This is a genomic window from Streptomyces sp. NBC_00009, from assembly GCF_045040855.1.
Classification (GTDB): Bacteria; Actinomycetota; Actinomycetes; order Streptomycetales; family Streptomycetaceae; genus Streptomyces; species Streptomyces aureus.
The window spans coordinates 3,325,844-3,342,968 of the sequence record NZ_CP108312.1 but is presented as its reverse complement, the minus strand read 5'-3'; the positions used below and the strand labels follow the sequence as shown (position 1 = coordinate 3,342,968).

The 17,125-nt window shown below is 71.8% G+C and carries 18 protein-coding genes and 1 pseudogene; 10 read left to right on the top strand and 9 right to left on the bottom strand.

Features of this window, described 5'->3' with window-relative positions; translation table 11 throughout:
• Positions 1-3: 3 nt before the first annotated feature.
• Positions 4-684: a UbiX family flavin prenyltransferase gene (locus OHA58_RS14910; RefSeq protein WP_327578229.1), complete on the top strand. Its 681-nt coding sequence runs from the start codon at positions 4-6 to the stop codon at positions 682-684.
• On the opposite strand, the gene OHA58_RS14905 is transcribed toward OHA58_RS14910, so the two are convergent.
• Positions 681-812, bottom strand: coding sequence for a hypothetical protein (locus OHA58_RS14905; RefSeq protein WP_264484737.1), 132 nt, complete (start codon positions 810-812; stop codon positions 681-683). The genes OHA58_RS14910 and OHA58_RS14905 overlap by 4 nt on opposite strands.
• A 172-nt stretch (positions 813-984) precedes the next feature.
• On the opposite strand from OHA58_RS14905, the gene OHA58_RS14900 reads away from it, so the two are divergent.
• Both OHA58_RS14900 and mqnE read left to right on the top strand, forming a co-directional pair.
• Positions 985-1,440: an Lrp/AsnC family transcriptional regulator gene (locus tag OHA58_RS14900; RefSeq protein WP_116511305.1), complete on the top strand. Its 456-nt coding sequence runs from the start codon at positions 985-987 to the stop codon at positions 1,438-1,440.
• An 89-nt stretch (positions 1,441-1,529) separates the two neighbouring features.
• Positions 1,530-2,693 carry an aminofutalosine synthase MqnE gene (gene mqnE / locus OHA58_RS14895; RefSeq protein WP_405484979.1) on the top strand — a complete coding sequence of 388 codons (1,164 nt, stop codon included), beginning with the start codon at positions 1,530-1,532 and terminating at the stop codon, positions 2,691-2,693.
• A gap of 130 nt (positions 2,694-2,823) precedes the next feature.
• Here mqnE and OHA58_RS14890 read toward each other — a convergent pair.
• A pseudogene (locus OHA58_RS14890) lies at positions 2,824-3,342 on the bottom strand (GNAT family N-acetyltransferase); the annotation flags it as partial.
• Between the two features lie 105 nt (positions 3,343-3,447).
• Here OHA58_RS14890 and OHA58_RS14885 point away from each other — a divergent pair.
• The 3 genes from OHA58_RS14885 (at position 3,448) to OHA58_RS14875 (ending at position 6,267) form a co-directional block, all read left to right on the top strand.
• Positions 3,448-3,744, top strand: coding sequence for a DUF4229 domain-containing protein (locus OHA58_RS14885; RefSeq protein WP_266673143.1), 297 nt, complete (start codon positions 3,448-3,450; stop codon positions 3,742-3,744).
• A gap of 402 nt (positions 3,745-4,146) precedes the next feature.
• On the top strand, positions 4,147-5,493 hold the full coding sequence (locus OHA58_RS14880) for a dicarboxylate/amino acid:cation symporter (protein WP_326774602.1): 1,347 nt from the start codon (positions 4,147-4,149) through the stop codon (positions 5,491-5,493).
• A 126-nt stretch (positions 5,494-5,619) separates the two neighbouring features.
• Complete coding sequence (locus OHA58_RS14875; RefSeq protein WP_405479115.1) at positions 5,620-6,267, top strand: TetR/AcrR family transcriptional regulator; 648 nt, start codon at positions 5,620-5,622, stop codon at positions 6,265-6,267.
• Here the strand turns inward: OHA58_RS14875 and OHA58_RS14870 are convergent.
• Positions 6,247-7,089 carry a MaoC family dehydratase gene (locus OHA58_RS14870; RefSeq protein WP_405479114.1) on the bottom strand — a complete coding sequence of 281 codons (843 nt, stop codon included), beginning with the start codon at positions 7,087-7,089 and terminating at the stop codon, positions 6,247-6,249. The genes OHA58_RS14875 and OHA58_RS14870 overlap by 21 nt on opposite strands.
• A gap of 5 nt (positions 7,090-7,094) precedes the next feature.
• A complete protein-coding gene (locus tag OHA58_RS14865) occupies positions 7,095-8,408 on the bottom strand; it encodes a 3-oxoacyl-ACP reductase (RefSeq protein WP_405479113.1) in 1,314 nt (437 codons plus the stop codon).
• A 70-nt stretch (positions 8,409-8,478) separates the two neighbouring features.
• Between OHA58_RS14865 and OHA58_RS14860 the strand changes: the two genes are divergently transcribed.
• Entirely contained in the window at positions 8,479-9,780 is a 1,302-nt protein-coding gene (locus tag OHA58_RS14860) for an acetyl-CoA C-acetyltransferase (protein WP_405479112.1), read from the top strand.
• 13 nt (positions 9,781-9,793) lie between these two features.
• Here the strand turns inward: OHA58_RS14860 and OHA58_RS14855 are convergent, their stop codons facing one another.
• Positions 9,794-10,666 carry a helix-turn-helix domain-containing protein gene (locus tag OHA58_RS14855; RefSeq protein WP_405479111.1) on the bottom strand — a complete coding sequence of 291 codons (873 nt, stop codon included), beginning with the start codon at positions 10,664-10,666 and terminating at the stop codon, positions 9,794-9,796.
• Between the two features lie 276 nt (positions 10,667-10,942).
• Between OHA58_RS14855 and OHA58_RS14850 the strand changes: the two genes are divergently transcribed.
• Complete coding sequence (locus tag OHA58_RS14850) at positions 10,943-12,373, top strand: MFS transporter (RefSeq protein WP_405479110.1); 1,431 nt, start codon at positions 10,943-10,945, stop codon at positions 12,371-12,373.
• Here the strand turns inward: OHA58_RS14850 and OHA58_RS14845 are convergent.
• The 3 genes from OHA58_RS14845 to OHA58_RS14835 all read right to left on the bottom strand — a co-directional run bounded on the left by OHA58_RS14845 (position 12,370) and on the right by OHA58_RS14835 (position 14,860).
• Positions 12,370-13,419 (bottom strand): ATP-binding protein, encoded by a 1,050-nt coding sequence (locus OHA58_RS14845; protein ID WP_405479109.1) that lies wholly within the window; start codon positions 13,417-13,419, stop codon positions 12,370-12,372. The genes OHA58_RS14850 and OHA58_RS14845 overlap by 4 nt on opposite strands.
• Positions 13,420-13,715: 296 nt before the next feature.
• A complete protein-coding gene (locus OHA58_RS14840) occupies positions 13,716-14,030 on the bottom strand; it encodes an AzlD domain-containing protein (protein ID WP_405479108.1) in 315 nt (104 codons plus the stop codon).
• Positions 14,027-14,860 (bottom strand): AzlC family ABC transporter permease, encoded by an 834-nt coding sequence (locus tag OHA58_RS14835; RefSeq protein WP_405479107.1) that lies wholly within the window; start codon positions 14,858-14,860, stop codon positions 14,027-14,029. The genes OHA58_RS14840 and OHA58_RS14835 overlap by 4 nt, the downstream gene beginning before the upstream one ends.
• A gap of 85 nt (positions 14,861-14,945) precedes the next feature.
• Here OHA58_RS14835 and OHA58_RS14830 point away from each other — a divergent pair, with 85 nt between their 5' ends.
• Positions 14,946-15,509 (top strand): helix-turn-helix domain-containing protein, encoded by a 564-nt coding sequence (locus tag OHA58_RS14830; RefSeq protein ID WP_405479106.1) that lies wholly within the window; start codon positions 14,946-14,948, stop codon positions 15,507-15,509.
• A 121-nt stretch (positions 15,510-15,630) separates the two neighbouring features.
• Here OHA58_RS14830 and OHA58_RS14825 read toward each other — a convergent pair whose 3' ends face one another.
• Positions 15,631-15,834, bottom strand: a complete 204-nt coding sequence (locus tag OHA58_RS14825; protein ID WP_006138897.1) for a cold-shock protein — start codon at positions 15,832-15,834, stop codon at positions 15,631-15,633.
• Positions 15,835-16,126: 292 nt separating this feature from the next.
• Here OHA58_RS14825 and OHA58_RS14820 point away from each other — a divergent pair, with 292 nt between their 5' ends.
• Positions 16,127-16,990: a menaquinone biosynthetic enzyme MqnA/MqnD family protein gene (locus OHA58_RS14820; protein ID WP_399971014.1), complete on the top strand. Its 864-nt coding sequence runs from the start codon at positions 16,127-16,129 to the stop codon at positions 16,988-16,990.
• The last annotated feature ends 135 nt before the right edge of the window (positions 16,991-17,125 follow it).

Sequence of the window (17,125 nt, the reverse complement as noted above, 5' to 3'; positions counted from 1 at the left end):
GGCATGACCGCAGGAGAAATTGGGCGCCGGCCTTGGATCGTGGGGGTGTCCGGCGCATCGGGGACCCCGTATGCCGCCGCGGTTCTGCGCGCGCTGCTCGACGCGGGGGAGAGCGTGGACCTCGTGGTCTCGCGCGCCTCGCGGCTGACGCTGCTCGACGAGACGGGGATCGCCTTCCGGGACGCGCACTGGCGTCAGGACCTGGGGGAGTGGCTGGCCCGGGGGGCGGACGGGAAGCCGGACACGTTCGCGGTGGGCGCCGCTCTCGACCAGGTCAGGTACTGGTCCGCCGGGGATCTGGCGGCGGGACCGTCGTCCGGGTCGTATCCGGCGAAGGGCATGATCATCGTGCCCGCGTCCACGGCGTGCGTGGCGGGCGTGGCGCTCGGCCTGTCGAAGGATCTGCTCCAGCGCGCGGCGAGCGTGACGCTCAAGGAAGGGCGCAGGCTGGTCGTCGCGGTGCGCGAGACGCCGCTGAACGGACAGACGCTGAAGCATCTGGTGGCGCTGGACGAGGCGGGCGCGGTGGTGCTGCCCGCCTCTCCGGCGTTCTACGCGGGGGCGACGCACATCCAGGATCTGGTGGACTTCGTCGCCGGGCGGGCGCTCGACGCGGCAGGGGTGCCGCATCGGCTCTACCGCCGGTGGGAGGGAGAGCTCGGGGGCGGCTCTCCGGACCGTTAGCGCTTCTTGGCGCGCGCGGCCCGCTTCTCAGCGGTACGCGCCTCGACGGCGGACTGGTGGGCACGCGAGCGGTTGGCCTGGTCCTGCAGCTCGCGCATACGGGCGTAGGCCATCTCGATCGTGTACACGGTGACAACACTCCTGAATGATCGTCTTTGATCGGTAGTCGAAGATCGCTTGGTGGGGAAGCCGAAGGTGAAACCGGGTTTCGGCTAGAAGATTCACAGGGTCAACGCCCTGCACGCCTTAGATTCTACACATAAACTCGTGTTAACTCAGAATAATGAAAGGCATGGACCTATGGACGCCGTGGACAGGCAGCTCATTCAGGCCCTGCGTGAGAACGGCCGCGCCTCATATGCCGAGCTGGGACGCCTCGTAGGCCTGTCCGGGCCCAGCGTCACCGACCGCATCAACCGCCTCGAGGCGGCCGGTGTCATCACCGGCTACCGCGCGACGGTCGACTCGCCCTCGCTCGGTCTCGGGGTCACCGCCCTGATCGGCATCTCGCTCTCCGACGCCGCCGACCACGAGGACGTGGCGCGCCGGCTCAAGGACCTGTACGAGATCGAGGACTGCTGGTTCATCGCGGGCGACGACTCGTACATGCTCAAGGTGCGGGTCGGCGACGTGGACGGCCTGGAGCGCACCATCCGCCGGCTCAGCGGCACGAAGGGCGTCTCGCGCACGCGCACCACGATCGTGCTGTCCACCAAGTGGGAGAACCGGGTGGGGGAGCTGCCTGAGGAGGAGTGAGGGCGGGCACGAAGTGCCAGATGGGGGCCCCTCCGCCCGAACGGTGGGGGAGTACGGTTGGCCGCAGTCTTTGGTGAGGAGCAATGGCAATGGACGTAGGGCTCAAGCGCGAGCTGGAGCAGAAGGTGCGGGACGGCGAGAGGCTGTCCCGTGAGGACGGCATCGCGCTGTACGAGTCGGACGACCTGGCCTGGCTGGGCGGGCTCGCCCACGAGGTGCGTACGCGCAAGAACGGCGACGTCGTCCACTTCAACGTCAACCGCCACCTCAACATGACGAACGTGTGCACCGCGTCGTGCGCGTACTGCTCGTTCCAGCGCAAGCCGGGCGAGAAGGACGCGTACACGATGCGCATCGAGGAGGCCGTCCGCCTCGCCAAGGCGATGGAGAACGAGAACCTCACCGAGCTGCACATCGTCAACGGCCTGCACCCGACGCTGCCCTGGCGCTACTACCCGCGCTCCCTGAAGGCCCTCAAGGAGGCGCTGCCGAACGTCGCGCTGAAGGCGTTCACGGCGACGGAGATCCACCACTTCGAGACGATCTCCGGGCTCTCCGCCTCCGAGATCCTCGACGAGCTGATCGACGCCGGTCTGGAGTCGCTGACCGGCGGCGGCGCCGAGATCTTCGACTGGGAGGTCCGGCAGCACATCGTCGACCACGCCACCCACTGGGAGGACTGGTCGCGGATCCACCGCCTCGCGCACGAGAAGGGTCTCAAGACCCCGTCGACGATGCTGTACGGGCACATCGAGGAGCCCCGTCACCGCGTCGACCACGTGCTGCGCCTGCGTGAACTCCAGGACGAGACCGGCGGTTTCCAGGTCTTCATCCCGCTGCGCTACCAGCACGACTTCGTCGACATGAAGGACGGCAAGGTCCGTAACCGCCTCCAGGCGCGTACGACCATGGCGACCGGCACCGAGGCGCTCAAGACCTTCGCGGTCTCCCGGCTCCTGTTCGACAACGTGCCGCACGTGAAGTGCTTCTGGGTCATGCACGGCGTGCAGACCACCCAGCTCGCGCTCCAGCACGGCGCCGACGACATGGACGGCTCGGTCGTCGAGTACAAGATCACGCACGACGCGGACAACTACGGGACGCCGAACAAGCTGACCCGCGAGGACCTGCTCGACCTGATCCGCGACGCCGGCTTCCGGCCCGTCGAGCGGAACACCCGGTACGAGATCATCCGCGAGTACGACGGCCCGGACCCGGCGCGCCGTGAGACGCCGCAGGCTATGCGGGTCTGACGCCTTCTCGCCGTAGGGGCTTCTCGCTCTCGGCGGCTGCGGGTTGTTCGTGGTTGCTCGCGCCCCGCGGCGGAGCCGCTGATCGACCCAGCCCCGCGCCCCTGAAGGCATGCGGCTTCGCCGCTGCCTTCAGGGGCAGCATCATGTGGACGTCGTCGCGGTCGTCGCCGGGGGCCACCCGGATCGCGCCGGGGACGCGGCCGACCTCCTTGTAGCCGCACGCCGCGTAGAAGCGGTCGGCGCCGGTGCCGCCGCGGCAGGTGAGGCGGATCGCTTCGATGCCGTCGAAGGCGCGGGCGGCGTCGGCCGCGGCGGCCATCAGCTCCCGCCCGTACCCCTTGCCCTGGTACCGCGGGTGGACCATCACCGTGTACAGCCAGATGTAGTGCTTCTGCAGGCGGTGCTGGTTGTACGTGAAGAAGGCCGTCGCCGCGACCGTGCCCTCCTCGTCGCGTCCGACCAGGAGCCGGGTGCGGCCCTCGGCCATCGCGGCGAGGTGCCTGACCAGCTCGGGGCGTATGTCCTCGGTGGTGACGGGCGGGATGAAGCCGACCGCTCCGCCCGCGTTGGACACGTCGGCCCAGAGCGCGAGGACGTCGTCCCGCAGCGCCGGTCCGATCTGCGGGTCCAACTGAAACGTAAGGGCCATTGGGTCACTCTAATCATTACTTGCGGTACCGCTCAATGCCCTTCGGGGGCCGCATGCTTCACTGGAGGTGCGTAGGGCCGATTCGGAACGGAAGAGTGGATTGACATGCTCCGCTATACGCTGATGCGCTTCGGGATCTTCGCGGGCTGCTTCCTTGTCGTCTGGGGTCTCGCCTCGACGGGCATCGTGCCCCGCGGTGCCGGCAGCTCGTACTTCCTGTGGATCGCCCTGCTCGGCCTCGTCATCTCCGCGCCCATCAGCTACGTCGTGCTGCGCAAGGAACGCGACCGGGCCTCGGTCAAGATCGTCGAGCGCGTCGACCGCACGAAGGCCAACTACGAGCGCAATCGCACGCAGGAAGACCTCGCGGACGACGCGGCCCGCGCGCAGAGCGCCTCGTAACGCGCCTCGTCCCCGAAGGCCCCCGAAGGTCCCCGAAGTCCCGTGTAAGGGACTCGTAAGCTTCGTCACAGCACAGGTGGCCCCGGCATCGCTCGATGCCGGGGCCACCTGCGTTTTCCAGGCCGAAGGGCCATGGAGAGGTCATTTCTGTCCCAAAGAACCCCTTTGATGTTCTCAAAGCATGAGTGTTAACGTGATTGTCATGAAGACATCCGCAGCCCGCATGCCCATGAGCGAACCGCTCGTGGCGCGCCTGCATGTCGATCTCTGCCGTTGCGTCTCCGCGGCCTGTCGCCTCTGACGCGACCCCCCCCGGATGCAGCGGCGCCCCCGGTTCTTCCTCCCGCGGTGGCCGCTTCCTTACGTCCAACCCCACCCGCGCGTCATCACTGGAGTGTGTCCGTGTCCGCGAACACCGCGTCCGCGTCCGAGAAGCAGAAGCCCCGCTTCCGAATACCCATCCCCTTCTGGGCCCAGGTCCTGCTCGGCCTCGTCGTCGGCCTCGTGCTCGGCTACGTCGCCCGCACCTACGACGTGTCCTGGCTCGCCACGACCCTCGACAAGGTCGGCGGCATCTTCATCCAGCTCCTGAAGCTGGCCGTGGCCCCGCTGGTCTTCTTCGCGATCCTGGTGTCCATCACCAATCTGCGGAAGGTCAACAACGCCGCGCGGCTCGCCAGCCGCACCCTGCTCTGGTTCATGATCACCTCGCTGATCGCGGTCGTCATCGGCCTCGCGATCGGCCTGATCACCAACCCGGGCAACGGCTCGAACCTCACCCCGGCCGACGGCTCCAAGCCCGACCACGCCGGCTCCTGGCTGGACTTCCTGACCGGCATCGTCCCGACCGATGTCGTCACGCCGTTCACCGAGCTCAACGTCCTGCAGATCGTCTTCATGGCGGTCGTCGCCGGTGTCGCCATCCTGAAGATCGGCCCGAAGGCCCAGCCGATCCTCTCTCTGTCCGAGTCGGTGCTCGAACTGCTGCAGAAGGCCCTGTGGTGGGTCATCCTGCTCGCCCCGATCGGCTCCGCCGGCCTCATCGGCCGCGCCATCGTCCAGTACGGCTGGGACCTCCTCGGCAACTACGCGACGTTCACGATCGACATCTACGTCGGCTGCGCCCTGGTCCTCTTCGGCGTCTACCCGCTGCTCCTCGCGACCGTCGCCAAGCTGAACCCGCTCCAGTTCTTCAAGGGCGCCTGGCCCGCGATCCAGCTGGCCTTCGTGTCCCGCTCCTCCGTCGGCACGATGCCCGTCACCCAGCAGTCCGCCGAGCGCCTCGGCGTCCCGCGCAACTACGCCTCCTTCGCCGTGCCGTTCGGCGCGACGACCAAGATGGACGGCTGCGCCGCGATCTACCCGGCGATCTCCGCGATCTTCGTCGCGCAGATCTTCGACGTGCAGCTCGGCATCAAGGAGTACCTGCTCATCGCGTTCGTCTCGGTGATCGGCTCCGCCGCGACCGCCGGGCTGACCGGTGCCACGGTCATGCTGACGCTGACCCTGTCGACGCTCGGCCTCCCGATGGAGGGCGTGGGTCTGCTCCTCGCCATCGACCCGATCCTGGACATGATGCGCACCGCCACGAACGTGGCCGGACAGGCGCTCGTGCCGGTCATCGTGGCCGCCCGTGAGAACATCCTGGACCGCGTGAAGTACGACAACGCCACCGCGTCTCCCGTCGAGGAGCTCGTGGTCGAGAGCCAGCACGAGGACGAGCCTCAGGCGGTGGGTGCCGCCGCCTGAGTCCCCAGGCTCGTACCCGTCCGCACCCCGCACCCGCCGGTTCCCTCCGGTCGTGGTGCGGGGTGTGTGCGTTGTGGTGGCTACGCTTGCGGGCGGACGCGGTGTGGAGAGAGGCGGGCGGCCGGGGTGGGCGAAGTGAGGGCCAAGCGGATGCCGCGGGCCGTGCGGGAGCGTCAGATGCTCGACGCGGCGGTGCGGGTGTTCGGGGAGCGTGGGTACCGGGCCGCGTCGATGGATGACATCGCGGAGCTCGCCGGGGTGTCGAAACCGCTGGTGTACCTCTATCTGAACTCCAAGGAAGAGCTCTTCTCGGCGTGCATCCAGCGCGAGTCGGCGGCCCTGATCGCGGCGGTACGCGAGGGAGTCTCCGGCGGCGGGGGCGCCGACCGGCAGCTGCGGGACGGGCTCCGGGCCTTCTTCACGCACACAGCGCAGAACCCCGACGGCTGGGCCGTTCTGCACAGCCAGGCGCGGGCGGGCGGTGAACCGTTCGTCGTCGAGGTCGCCGCCATGCGGGAGGAGATCGTCGCGTTCGTGACCGGGCTGATCGTCGAGGCGGCTCGGGAGGCGCACGGCGATCCCGCGCTGCCCGACCGCGAGGTCGCCGGGCTCGCGCAGGCGCTGGTCGGGGCCGCGGAGTCGCTGGCCGCCTGGGCCAACACGGACCCGTCGGTCACGGCCAAGGAGGCCGCGGCCACGCTGATGAACTTCGCCTGGTCGGGCCTCGGGAACCTGATGGAGGGCCGGCGCTGGTCACCCGCCCCCGGCGCGTAGCACCTCGCCCGTGACATGGGTGCGCGCCGAGCGGAGCTCGAAGGCGGGCCCCCGGGACGCGTACGTCACGGTCGCCGGCAGGAGTACGGGGGCCTTGAACGCGGCGCGCACCTGCACCTCGCCCTCCGCGCCGTGTTCGGCGAGGCAGCGGGCGACCGTCCACATGCCGTGCGCGATGGCGCGCGGGAAGCCGAAGAGGCGGGCCGTGAGCGGGTGCAGATGGATGGGGTTGCGGTCGCCGGACGCGGCGCCGTAGCGGCGGCCCAGGTCGCCGGGCAGCTTCCATTCGGCCACGGCGGGCAGCGGCTCGGGACGCTCCTCGGCCGCCGCCCCGGCGGGTGTGCCGGTGCGGTGGCGCGCCAGGTAGGTGCTGGTCGAGGTCCACGCGCGTGTGTCGCCCGCCCGCAGCTCGGTGACGACCGTGGCCTCCGTACCGCGCCGGTGGGGCGCCAGCTCCTTTACGTATACGGAGAGTTCGTACGCCTCGTCGACCGGCAGGTCATGCCCCTGGGTGATGGTGATGGAGGTGTGGACGAGGCCGAGCAGGGGGAGCGGGAAGCGCCGCTCGGCCATGATCCGCATCGCCAGGGGGAAGCCGAGGACGTGCGGATACGTGACCGGGAGTGCGGCCGGGTCCGGGGCGAAGCCGCACACCTCGCGGTACGCGGCCAGGCGGGCGCGGTCGGCGCGTGCGGCCGGCAGGACCAGGCGGGTCGCGGGGGCCTCGGCGCCGGGGCCGGGGCGCTTGAGGGGGGAGAGCAGGGCGCCGCGGGCCAGGAGCGGAGGCAGGGAGGGGGCGGCGGTGAGCGTGACGGTCGTCATGGTCGTCAGGCCCCCAGCAGACTCTGGCCGCAGACGCGGACGACCTGGCCGTTGACGGCGCCGGAGGCGGGGTGCGCGAGCCAGGCCGTCGTCTCCGCCACGTCCACCGGGAGCCCGCCCTGTCCGAGGGAGTTCATGCGGCGTCCGGCCTCGCGGATGAACAGCGGGACCGCGGCCGTCATCTTCGTCTCGATGAAGCCGGGCGCCACCGCGTTGACCGTGACACCGCGTTCGGCGAGCGCCTTGGGGGCGAGGGACCGGGTCAGTCCGGCGATGCCCGCCTTGCTCGCCGCGTAGTTCGTCTGGCCCGCGTTCCCCGCGAGACCGGCGATGGACGCGGTGGCGACGATGCGGCCGCCGCGGCTGAGCGTGCCGGACTTGAGTAGGGCGTCCGTGGTGGTCAGGACGCTCGCGAGGTTCACGTCGAGGACCGTGGCCCAGCGGTCGGCGGGCATCTTGGCGAGGGTGCGGTCCCGGGTGATGCCCGCGTTGTGGACGAGGGTGTCCAGGGCGGGGACGGCGTCCGTGATCCGCTCGGCCGCGTCGGGGGACGTGATGTCGAGGGGCAGCGCGGTCGCGTCGAGCCGGGCGGCGAGGGCCTCAAGGTCTGCCTGCGCGGACGGCACGTCCAGGAGGATCAGGCGGGCCCCGTCCCGCGCGAGGACCTCCGCCACCGCCTCGCCGATGCCGCGGGCGGCGCCCGTGACCAGGGCCGTGCGGCCGGCCAGGGGGCGCGCCCAGTCGGCGGGCGCGGTGGTGTCGCCGGCCGCGACCTCGATCACCTGGCCGCTGACGTACGCGGACTTGGGCGACAGGAGGAAACGGAGCGTCGACTCGGCGGCTGCCACGGGCCCTTCGACGCGGACGAGGGTGACGGTGCGGCCGCGGCCGATCTCCTTGCCGAGGGAGCGCACGAACCCTTCGAGTGCCTGCTGGGCGGCGGCCTGGTGGTGGTCGTCGCGGGAGAGCGGGGCGCCGAGCACCACGATGCGGCCACTGGGTGCGACCGAGCGCGCGACCGGGTGCAGGGCCGCGTGCACCTCGGCGAGCGTGGCAATGCCCGTGACCGCGGTGGCGTCGAGGACGATCGCGGCGGGGCGCCCGGCCGCCGCCCGCACGTCGGGGCCGGTGCGCGCCAGCAGCTCCGCGAGCTCCGCCGTGTGCCCGGATTCACCCGCCGTGAGATGGAGCAACGGGCCGTCCAGCGCCGGTCGTTCGGGCGTCCAGCGGTGCAGCTGTGCGGGCTGGGGGAGGCCCAGGCGGCGGGTCAGGAAGCGGCCCGGGGCCGTGCCGGTGAAGTTCAGATAGCGGTCGGCCATTGTCCAACTCCCTGCTCGGTCGGTAATTTACTTCTGAGTAAGGTTACTCAACAGTCAGGAGTTGGTCGAGATGGAACGCCCAGCACGTCCGGTGCGCGGGGATCTGCCGCGCCGCGTCGCGGTCGTCGGCGGCAGCCGCATCCCGTTCGCCCGCTCCGACGGCCCCCACGCGACCGCCTCGAACCAGGACATGCTGACCGCGGCGCTCGACGGCCTGGCGGCGCGCTACGGCCTCCAAGGTCCGGGCGCCGTCGGCGAGTTCGTCGCCGGAGCCGTCCTCAAGCACAGCCGCGACTTCAACCTCGCGCGCGAGACGCTCCTCGGCTCCGCACTCGACCCGCGCACCCCGGCGTACGACATCCAGCAGGCCTGCGGCACCGGGCTCCAGGCCGTGATCGCCGCCGCCAACAAGATCGCGCTCGGGCAGCTCGACAGCGCGGTCGCCGGCGGCGCCGACACCGCGAGCGACGCGCCGCTCGGCGTCAACGACTCCCTGCGCCGCATCCTCCTCGACGCGCGGCGCGCCCGCTCCCTGCCCGCGCGCCTCAAGGCCCTGACCCGGGTGCGCCCCCAGCACCTCGTACCGGACATCCCGCGCAACGCCGAGCCGCGCACCGGGCTGGCCATGGGCGAGCACGCCGCCGTCACCGCGCGCGCCTGGGGCATCGCCCGCGAGGCGCAGGACGAGCTGGCCGCCGCCAGTCACCAGCGGCTCGCGGCCGCCTACGAGCGGGGCTTCCTGGACGACCTCGTCGTCCCGTACCGAGGGCTCGACCGCGACCAGAACCTGCGCCCGGGCTCGACCGTCGAGAAACTCGCCACGCTCAAGCCGGTGTTCGGCACGGACGGCCCGAACCCGACCATGACGGCCGGGAATTCGACCCCGCTGACCGACGGCGCGGCCGTGGTCCTGCTCGCGAGCGAGGAGTGGGCCGCCGGGCGGGGCCTCGAACCGCTGGCCTATCTCACGGCGTACGAGACCGGGGCGGTGGACTTCGTCGGCGGGGACGTGACCGGGGGTGAGGGGGACGGGCTGCTCATGGCGCCCGCCCACGCCGTGCCCCGGATGCTGGAGCGGGCCGGGCTCGGCATCGAGGACTTCGACCTCTTCGAGGTCCACGAGGCGTTCGCCTCACAGGTCCTCGCGACGCTGGCCGCCTGGGAGAAGCAGGGGCTCGCGCCCGTCGACCGGGCCCGCCTCAACATCGCAGGGTCCTCCCTCGCGACCGGTCACCCCTTCGCCGCGACCGGCGCCCGCATCGTGGCCACCCTGGCGAAACTCCTGAGCGAACGCGACGCCCCCTCCCGCGGACTGATCTCGATCTGCGCCGCCGGCGGGCAGGGCGTCACCGCGATTCTCGAACGCGCTTGAGGAGTAAGGGAGTTCAGGACTCCCGGCGGTCCGGGCGGGCCGCCGGGTCCAGGCGGAGCATCGCCGCCTCGTCCGGGCTGCCGGGCTCGGCCTGATACGTGACGAGGCGCTGGCCGCCCGTGCGCGCCAGCTGCATGACCTCGAAGGTGAGGGTCATCGGGCCGACCTTGGGGTGTGCGAACGTCTTGGTGCCGCCACCGCGCTCAAGGACCTCGTACCGGTCCCAGAGCTTCGCGAACTCCGGTGACTTCAGGACGAGTTCGCCGACGAGGGCGGCCAGCTCCGGCGAGTTCGGGTCCTTGCCGCCCACTGCGCGCAGGTGCGCCACCGACTGGGCGACCGTCTCCTCCCAGGGGACGTAGAGGGTGCGGCCCACGGGGTGCAGGAACAAATACCGGGTGATATTGCGATCCTCGTCCGGCCAGTCCCACAGGCCGGGCAGGAGGCGGCGGCCCGCCGGGTTCGCCGCCAGCACGTAGTTGTGCCGGCTCACCACGTACGCGGGCAGCGGACTCAGCGCCTCCAGGACCCGCCGGACCGAGTCGCGCACCGTGCGGTCGGTCGTGGGGTGCGGCTCGGTGAGGCGGCCCGAGGCCAGCTCGGCCAGGTCGTGCAGCCGCTCGTGCGCGTCGCCGCACAGCCGCAGGGCGCGGCTGATCGCGTCGATCACGGCCGTGGAGGGGTTCGTCTCGCGGCCGCGCTCCAGCCGCGTGTAGTAGTCGACGCTGACGCCGGCGAGCGTCGCCAGCTCCTCGCGGCGCAGGCCCGGCGTCCGCCGGATCCCCGCGCCCGCGGGCAGCCCCGCGTCCGCCGGGCTCACGAGCGCGCGCCGCGCTTTGAGGTACCTGCCCAGTTCCGTTCCGTCGTGCGTCGCTCCACCAGCCATACCTCCATTGTCCCTGCTCGGCGAGGTCTGTGGGGGGCCGTGTCAGGACCAGGAACAGCGCGCCCCGGTGAACGGCGCCCTGCCACCTGGCGCCAACACCCCGCAGAGTTGATCCCGTTGCGGGCGGCCCGGCCGCCGCGGACCCAGGGGGTGCACGACACCGGGCCGCGGCCGCGGTCGCCGGAGCCGCCCGCACGAAGCCGTACCGGGAGGAACCGACGGACCACGTCGCCCACCCGCTTCTCCACCCGTTTCTCCACCCGAGGAGCCCCGAAGATGCCGTCCGCCGCCACCCGCTCCGACCAGCGGAACCCGACTCGCGTCCATCCCTCGGAGGCCGGTTCGCCGGCACCTGTGCAGGCGCCCGGCTTCGCCCTCGGCGCCGCGCTCCTCGGGTTCACCGTCATCTCCATCGACGTGTCCGCAGTGAACATCGCCCTGCCCGCCATCCGTACGTCCCTGCACGGCGGCATCACCGGGCTCCAGTGGATCGTCGACGCGTACACCCTGATGTTCGCCGCGCTCATGCTCTCCGCAGGGGCGCTCGCCGACCGGGCCGGTGCGCGGCGCGCCTACGCCTGGGGCGTCGGACTGTTCACCCTCGCCTCGCTGGCCTGCGCCCTCGCGCCCGGCATCGGCACGCTCGTCGCGGCCCGTGTCGTCCAGGGCGGCGCCGCGGCCATCGTGATGCCGGCCTCGCTCGCGCTGATCCGCCAGGCCTACGACGACGCGCGCCACCGCGCACGGGCCATCGCCCTGTGGACGGTGGGCGGTTCGGTCGCCATGGCCGTCGGTCCCGTCCTCGGCGGCATACTCACCGAGGCCGCCGGCTGGCGCGCCGTCTTCTTCCTGAACCTGCCGGTGGGCGCCCTGATCCTGGCCCTCCTCACCCGCGTCCCGCGCTCCCCGCGCCGTCCCGCCCCGCTCGACCTGGCCGGCCAGGTCACCGCGGTCCTCGCGCTCGCCGGGCTCGCCTTCGCGGTCATCGAGGGCGGCCACGCGGGCTGGACCGCCCCGTCCGTCCTCGCGGCACTCGCCGTGGCCGTCGCCGGAGCGCTCGCCTTCCTCGCCGCCGAGAAGCGCCACCGCGCGCCCATGGTCCCGCTGCCCCTGCTGCGGCGGCGCGACGTGAGCGTGTCCCTCGCCATCGGCTTCGCCGTCAACGTCGCCTTCTACGGCGCGATCTTCCTGCTCGGCCTCTACTACCAGCAGCTGCGCGGCATGTCCGGCACCGAGGCGGGCCTCATGTTCGTACCGCTGGCGGCGATCATCACGTCGACCAACCTCGTCTCCCCGCCGATGGCCGAGCGCTTCGGCCGCCGTCCCGTCATCGTGACCGGACAGGCCGTCCTCGCCCTCGGCATGTTCTGCCTGCTGCCGCTGGCCGCGCACACGCCGGTCTGGCTGATCCTGCTCCTGCTCGTCCCGACGGGCATGGGCGGCGCGTTCGCGGTCCCCGCGCTCACCGCCCTGCTCATGGACAGCGTCCCGGCGGCCCGCGCGGGCACGGCCTCCGGCCTCCTGAACGCGTTCCGCCAGACCGGCGGCGCCCTCGCCGTCGCCCTCTTCGGCTCGCTGATCGCGGGCGGCGCCGGTGACGGCTTCTCGCTCGGGGGCATGCGGACGAGCCTGATCGTCGCGGGCGGCCTCCTGTGCGTGACGGCGGCGCTGGCGGCCTGGGCCCTGCCCGGGAAGAAGAAGGGCTAGGACGGCGAGGAGGCCGCGTTCCGCAGGCAGTGCGTAAGGCAGCGCCGCCGGAACTCGGCGTCCTCGCCCAGCCGTTCCAGCAGATGCTTGCCGTACGCGCGTGTGGCCGCCGTCATGCGGAAGGCGCCGGGGCTCGACGGCTCGGGTGTGAACAGGAAGTGGGCCGTGAGCCCCTCGAAGGCGCGGGCGAGTTCGTCGGCCGGCAGCCGGTCGTCCGCGCACACCGTCACCGTGTCGGACAGGGTGAAAGGCCCCGTGAAGACGGAGGCCCGCGCCCACAGCAGCCGTTCGCCGGGCGGGCAGAGACGCTGGCTCCACCGCAGCGAGGCGCGCAGTGTGCGCAGCCGGTGCGGCAGTCCGGGCGTCGGGGCGGGCAGGTCGAGCAGGAGCTCGGGGCGGCCGATGAGCGTCAGCAGGTCGTCGGCGTCGTGGCGTCTCAGCTGGCCCGCCGCGATGCGCAGGGCGAGCGGCAGACCGCCGAGTGCCGCGCAGATGCGGCGGGCCGGCTCGGGGTCCGGGTCCCGCGGCGCGCCGAGTGCCCGCGCGGCCGTCCTGAGCAGGCGGGCCGCGCCGCCGGGGGTGAGCGGGGGCAGCGGGAACGTGACCGGGGTGTCCAGCGGGGACCTGCTGGTGGCGAGGACGCGCAGCTCCGGGCACGCCTGTACGAGGTGCAGCAGCGTGGCGGCACACTCCGCGGCCTGCCGCTCGCAGGTGTCGACGACGAGGAGCACCGGGCGCCGCCCGATCGCGGCGGCCAGCGCGGGGAGTTGCAGCACCGAGGGATCGCCGTCGATGCGCAGGGCGCGGGCGAGCGCGTGCGGCACGAGCCCGGGGATGTCGAGCGCGGCCAGGTCGGCGGTGCCCTTCGCGGACCAGGGCTCGCGGCGCATGCGCCGTACGACTTCGGCGGCGAGCGCGCTCTTGCCGACGCCGCCCGGCCCGGCGACCGTCACCAGGCGCTCCGCGCGCAGCAGCCCTTCGAGCGCGGCCGCGGCGCCGCCCCGGCCGACGAGTCCCACGGCCCGGGTGTGCAGGAGCTCCGGCATGTTCTGGTGCCTCCGTCGTGCTGCCTCTTGCTGCGTTCCGGTCGGATGCGGCCAGCATGTGCCGGGGCGGGCGGTCCCCGGCATCGGTGCGTGCGCAGAAATCGGTGTACCTATCCTCTGCGCGGGGTCCGGTCGGTGACGCGGGCCGATCACAGTAGCGGCGGTTCCCCCGACGCCGGTCCGCGCGACCGATCGGAGCAGCTATCCGTTCGTACATGGCCAAATCGGCCCGGCCGGGAGCGAGTTGGAGGCGTTGTCCGCCCGATCCGGAACGGATTGCCGCACCTGCGTGGCCGCTACGACACACCCGCGAGCCGCAGGAGGCCCGTCGTCGCGGCGGCGCCCACGACGACGACGGCGAAGGGCGCCTTCCGCCACGCGAGCACCCCGCCGGCCAGCACTCCGGCGGGCCGCGCCCACCCGGCGAAGCCGTGCCCCTCGGTCAGTGCCCCCGTCGCGAGCAGACCCACCAGCAGCACGGTCGCCCCGACGGTCAGCAACTCCTGCACCCGCGCGGGCAGTTCGACCCTCCCGTGCAGCAGGGGCCCGGCGAGCCGGAAGACGTACGTCCCGGCGGCCAGGACGAGGACGGCGACGAGCGTGGCGTTCACGAGGAGGCTCCCGGGGAGGTCGTACGGGAGGGGGATCCCGGGCGGTGCGTGCGGGAAGGGGATCCCGGGCAGTGCGTGCGGGAAGGGGTTCCCCGCCGGGGCGTGCGGGCCACGAGCAATCCCGTCAGCGCCAGCAGGACCGGCACCCCCGCGGGCAGCACCGGCGTCGCGGCGACCGCGATCACCGCACCGGCCGCCGCGGCCCGCCGCACCCCGGCCGACCCGCGCAGCGCGGGCAGTACGAGTGCAAGGAGCACCGCCGGGAACGCCGCGTCCAGGCCGAACCGGGCGGTGTCCCCGAGCGTGGAGCCCGCGAGCGCCCCGGCGAGCACGCTGAGGTTCCAGGCGGCGAAGAGCCCGAGGCCCGATATCCAGAACGCCGCCCTGCGCCGCCGGGGATCGCGCTGCGCGAGGACGAACGCCGCCGTCTCGTCGGTGACGAGGTGCGCGCCGACGAGACGCACGGGCCAGGACCGGCCGAGCGCGTCCGCGACGGCCAGACTGAACGCGGCCGTGCGGGTGTTGAGCAGCAGCCCGGTCGCCGCGGCGGCCACGGGACCGCCACCCGCCGCGAGCACGGCGACGGTGCTGAACTGCGCCGACCCGGCGAAGACGATCAGTGACATCAGCACGGGAACCCAGACGGGCAGCCCGCCGGTGACCGCGATCGCGCCGAAGGAGACACCCACGACGGCGTCGGCGAGGCAGACGAGCGCGATGTCGCGCAGGAGGCGCCGGTCGGTGCGGGCGGGAACGGCGGCGGGGTCCGAGGGCGTGACCGAGGCCGCCGTTCGCTCAAGAGGGCTGTCTGTTCGGTGTGGCGAACGCATACTCGTAGAATGGACAGGAGACCGCCCGTTCGTCAAGGCGAACGTTTTGGTCCGCCCCAGCGAACGAACGGTGAGTAGGAGCAGCATGGCCGGCGAGACCCCCCGCCTCCCCCTCGACCGCATCGCCGCGGCCCTTCGCCGGGAGCGCGGCCGGGCCGGGATCTCCCTGTCCGAGCTGGCCAAGCGCGCGGGGATCGCCAAGTCCACGCTGTCGCAACTGGAGTCGGCGAGCGGGAACCCGAGTCTGGAGACCCTCTGGGCGCTGAGCGTCGCACTCGACGTTCCGCCGAGTCTGCTGCTCGACCCGCCGCGCCCCGTCGTCCAGGTCATCAGGGCGGGCCAGGGCGTCGCCGTTCCGTCGGAGCAGGCCGACTACGCGGCGACGCTGCTCTCGCCGAACCCGCCGGGCTCCCGCCGTGACCTCTACTTCCTTCAGGTCGAGCCCGGCGCGCCCCGTGAATCGGAGCCCCACATGCCGGGCGCCGTCGAGCACCTCGTGGTGGGCACCGGCCGGGTCCTCGCGGGACCCCAGGACGACCCGGTCGAACTCGGACCGGGCGACTATATGTCGTACCCCGGCGACGTCCCGCACACCTGCCGCGCCCTGGAGCCGGGCACGACGTGCGTTCTGGTCATGCAGTACGCGTGAGCCGAAAGGCAGGAGCCCCGTCTCCGCCGCGTGCCGGGGCACTTGGCGGAGCGGGGCTCCTTGGGTACTGCATCCGTTCCGGAGTCACGACGTCCCAAGGGCAAACCTGGGGACGCCCCACTTACATGGGGGTGACGTTCTCCGCCTGCGGGCCCTTCGGACCCTGCGTGACGTCGAAGCTCACGGCCTGGTTCTCCTCGAGGGAGCGGAAGCCGTTTGCGTTGATCGCGGAGTAGTGGACGAAGACGTCCGGGCCGCCGCCTTCCTGGGCGATGAAGCCAAAGCCCTTTTCAGCGTTGAACCACTTCACGGTTCCGGTAGCCATAAGCCCTCCTTGGGCCAAAGGGTCGCCCTGCTCCAGAACCTGCAAATGCACTTGCGAACAACTGCAAAAGTCTGAAAACGACGAGAGCCCGCGGTCACATGCTCCGCAGGCTCTGTACTGCAAGGGAAACCAAACTGCAACTTGCGGGCGAGCCTAGCACGCAGGCACCGGAATGCAATAGAGGGAAAGATCACGTCACCCGGAGGTTTGACACGGGGCGCCAAAGGGTTGACGGGGCCGACTCGGGGACCCTGAAGCCTGCACCGTACCGCATGGGGTCTAGCCTCGCGATGTGGACAATTCTCCCGAGACCCCGCAGCGCAACCGGCCACGAGTCGGCCACATCCAGTTCCTCAACTGCATGCCCCTGTACTGGGGACTTGCCAGGACGGGAACGCTCCTCGACCTCGAGCTCACGAAGGACACCCCGGAGAAGCTCAGCGAGAGCCTCGTCCGGGGCGACCTCGACATCGCGCCCATCACCCTCGTCGAGTTCCTGAAGGCCGCCGACCAGCTCGTCGCCTTCCCCGACCTCGCGGTCGGCTGCGACGGCCCGGTGATGTCGTGCGTGATCGTCTCGCAGGTACCTCTCGACCAGCTCGACGGGCGGCGGGTCGCGCTCGGCTCCACCTCGCGCACGTCCGTGCGCCTCGCGCAGCTGCTGCTCGCCGACCGTTTCGGCGTACAGCCCGACTACTACACGTGCCCGCCCGACCTGGGCCTGATGATGCAGGACGCGGACGCGGCCGTGCTCATCGGGGACGCGGCCCTGCGCGCCAACCTGCACGACGCGCCGCGTCTCGGGCTGCAGGTGCACGACCTGGGCGCCCTGTGGAAGGAGTGGACGGGACTGCCGTTCGTCTTCGCCGTGTGGGCCGCCCGCAAGGACTACGCGGAGCGCGAGCCGCTCATCACGCGCAAGGTGCACGAGGCGTTCCTCGCCTCCCGGGACGTGTCCCTGGAAGAGGTCACCAAGGTCGCCGAGCAGGCCTCCCGATGGGAGGTCTTCGACGAGCAGGTCCTCGAGCGCTATTTCACGACACTCGACTTCCGCTTCGGCGCGCGGCAGCTGGAGGGCGTCACGGAGTTCGCCCGCCGGGTAGGTCCGACGACCGGCTTCGCGGCCGATGTCCGGGTCGATCTGCTGCAGCCGTGACGCGGTAGCTCCGCCGGCCCCGGAAGGCGTACGGGAATTCCCCCGCGGAATTCGCGTACGCCTTCTGCGTGCCGCCCCTCTCGCCTGCGGGGCAATTCCGGCTATCCGGGAAACAACGGGCCGTTCGGTTGCGAT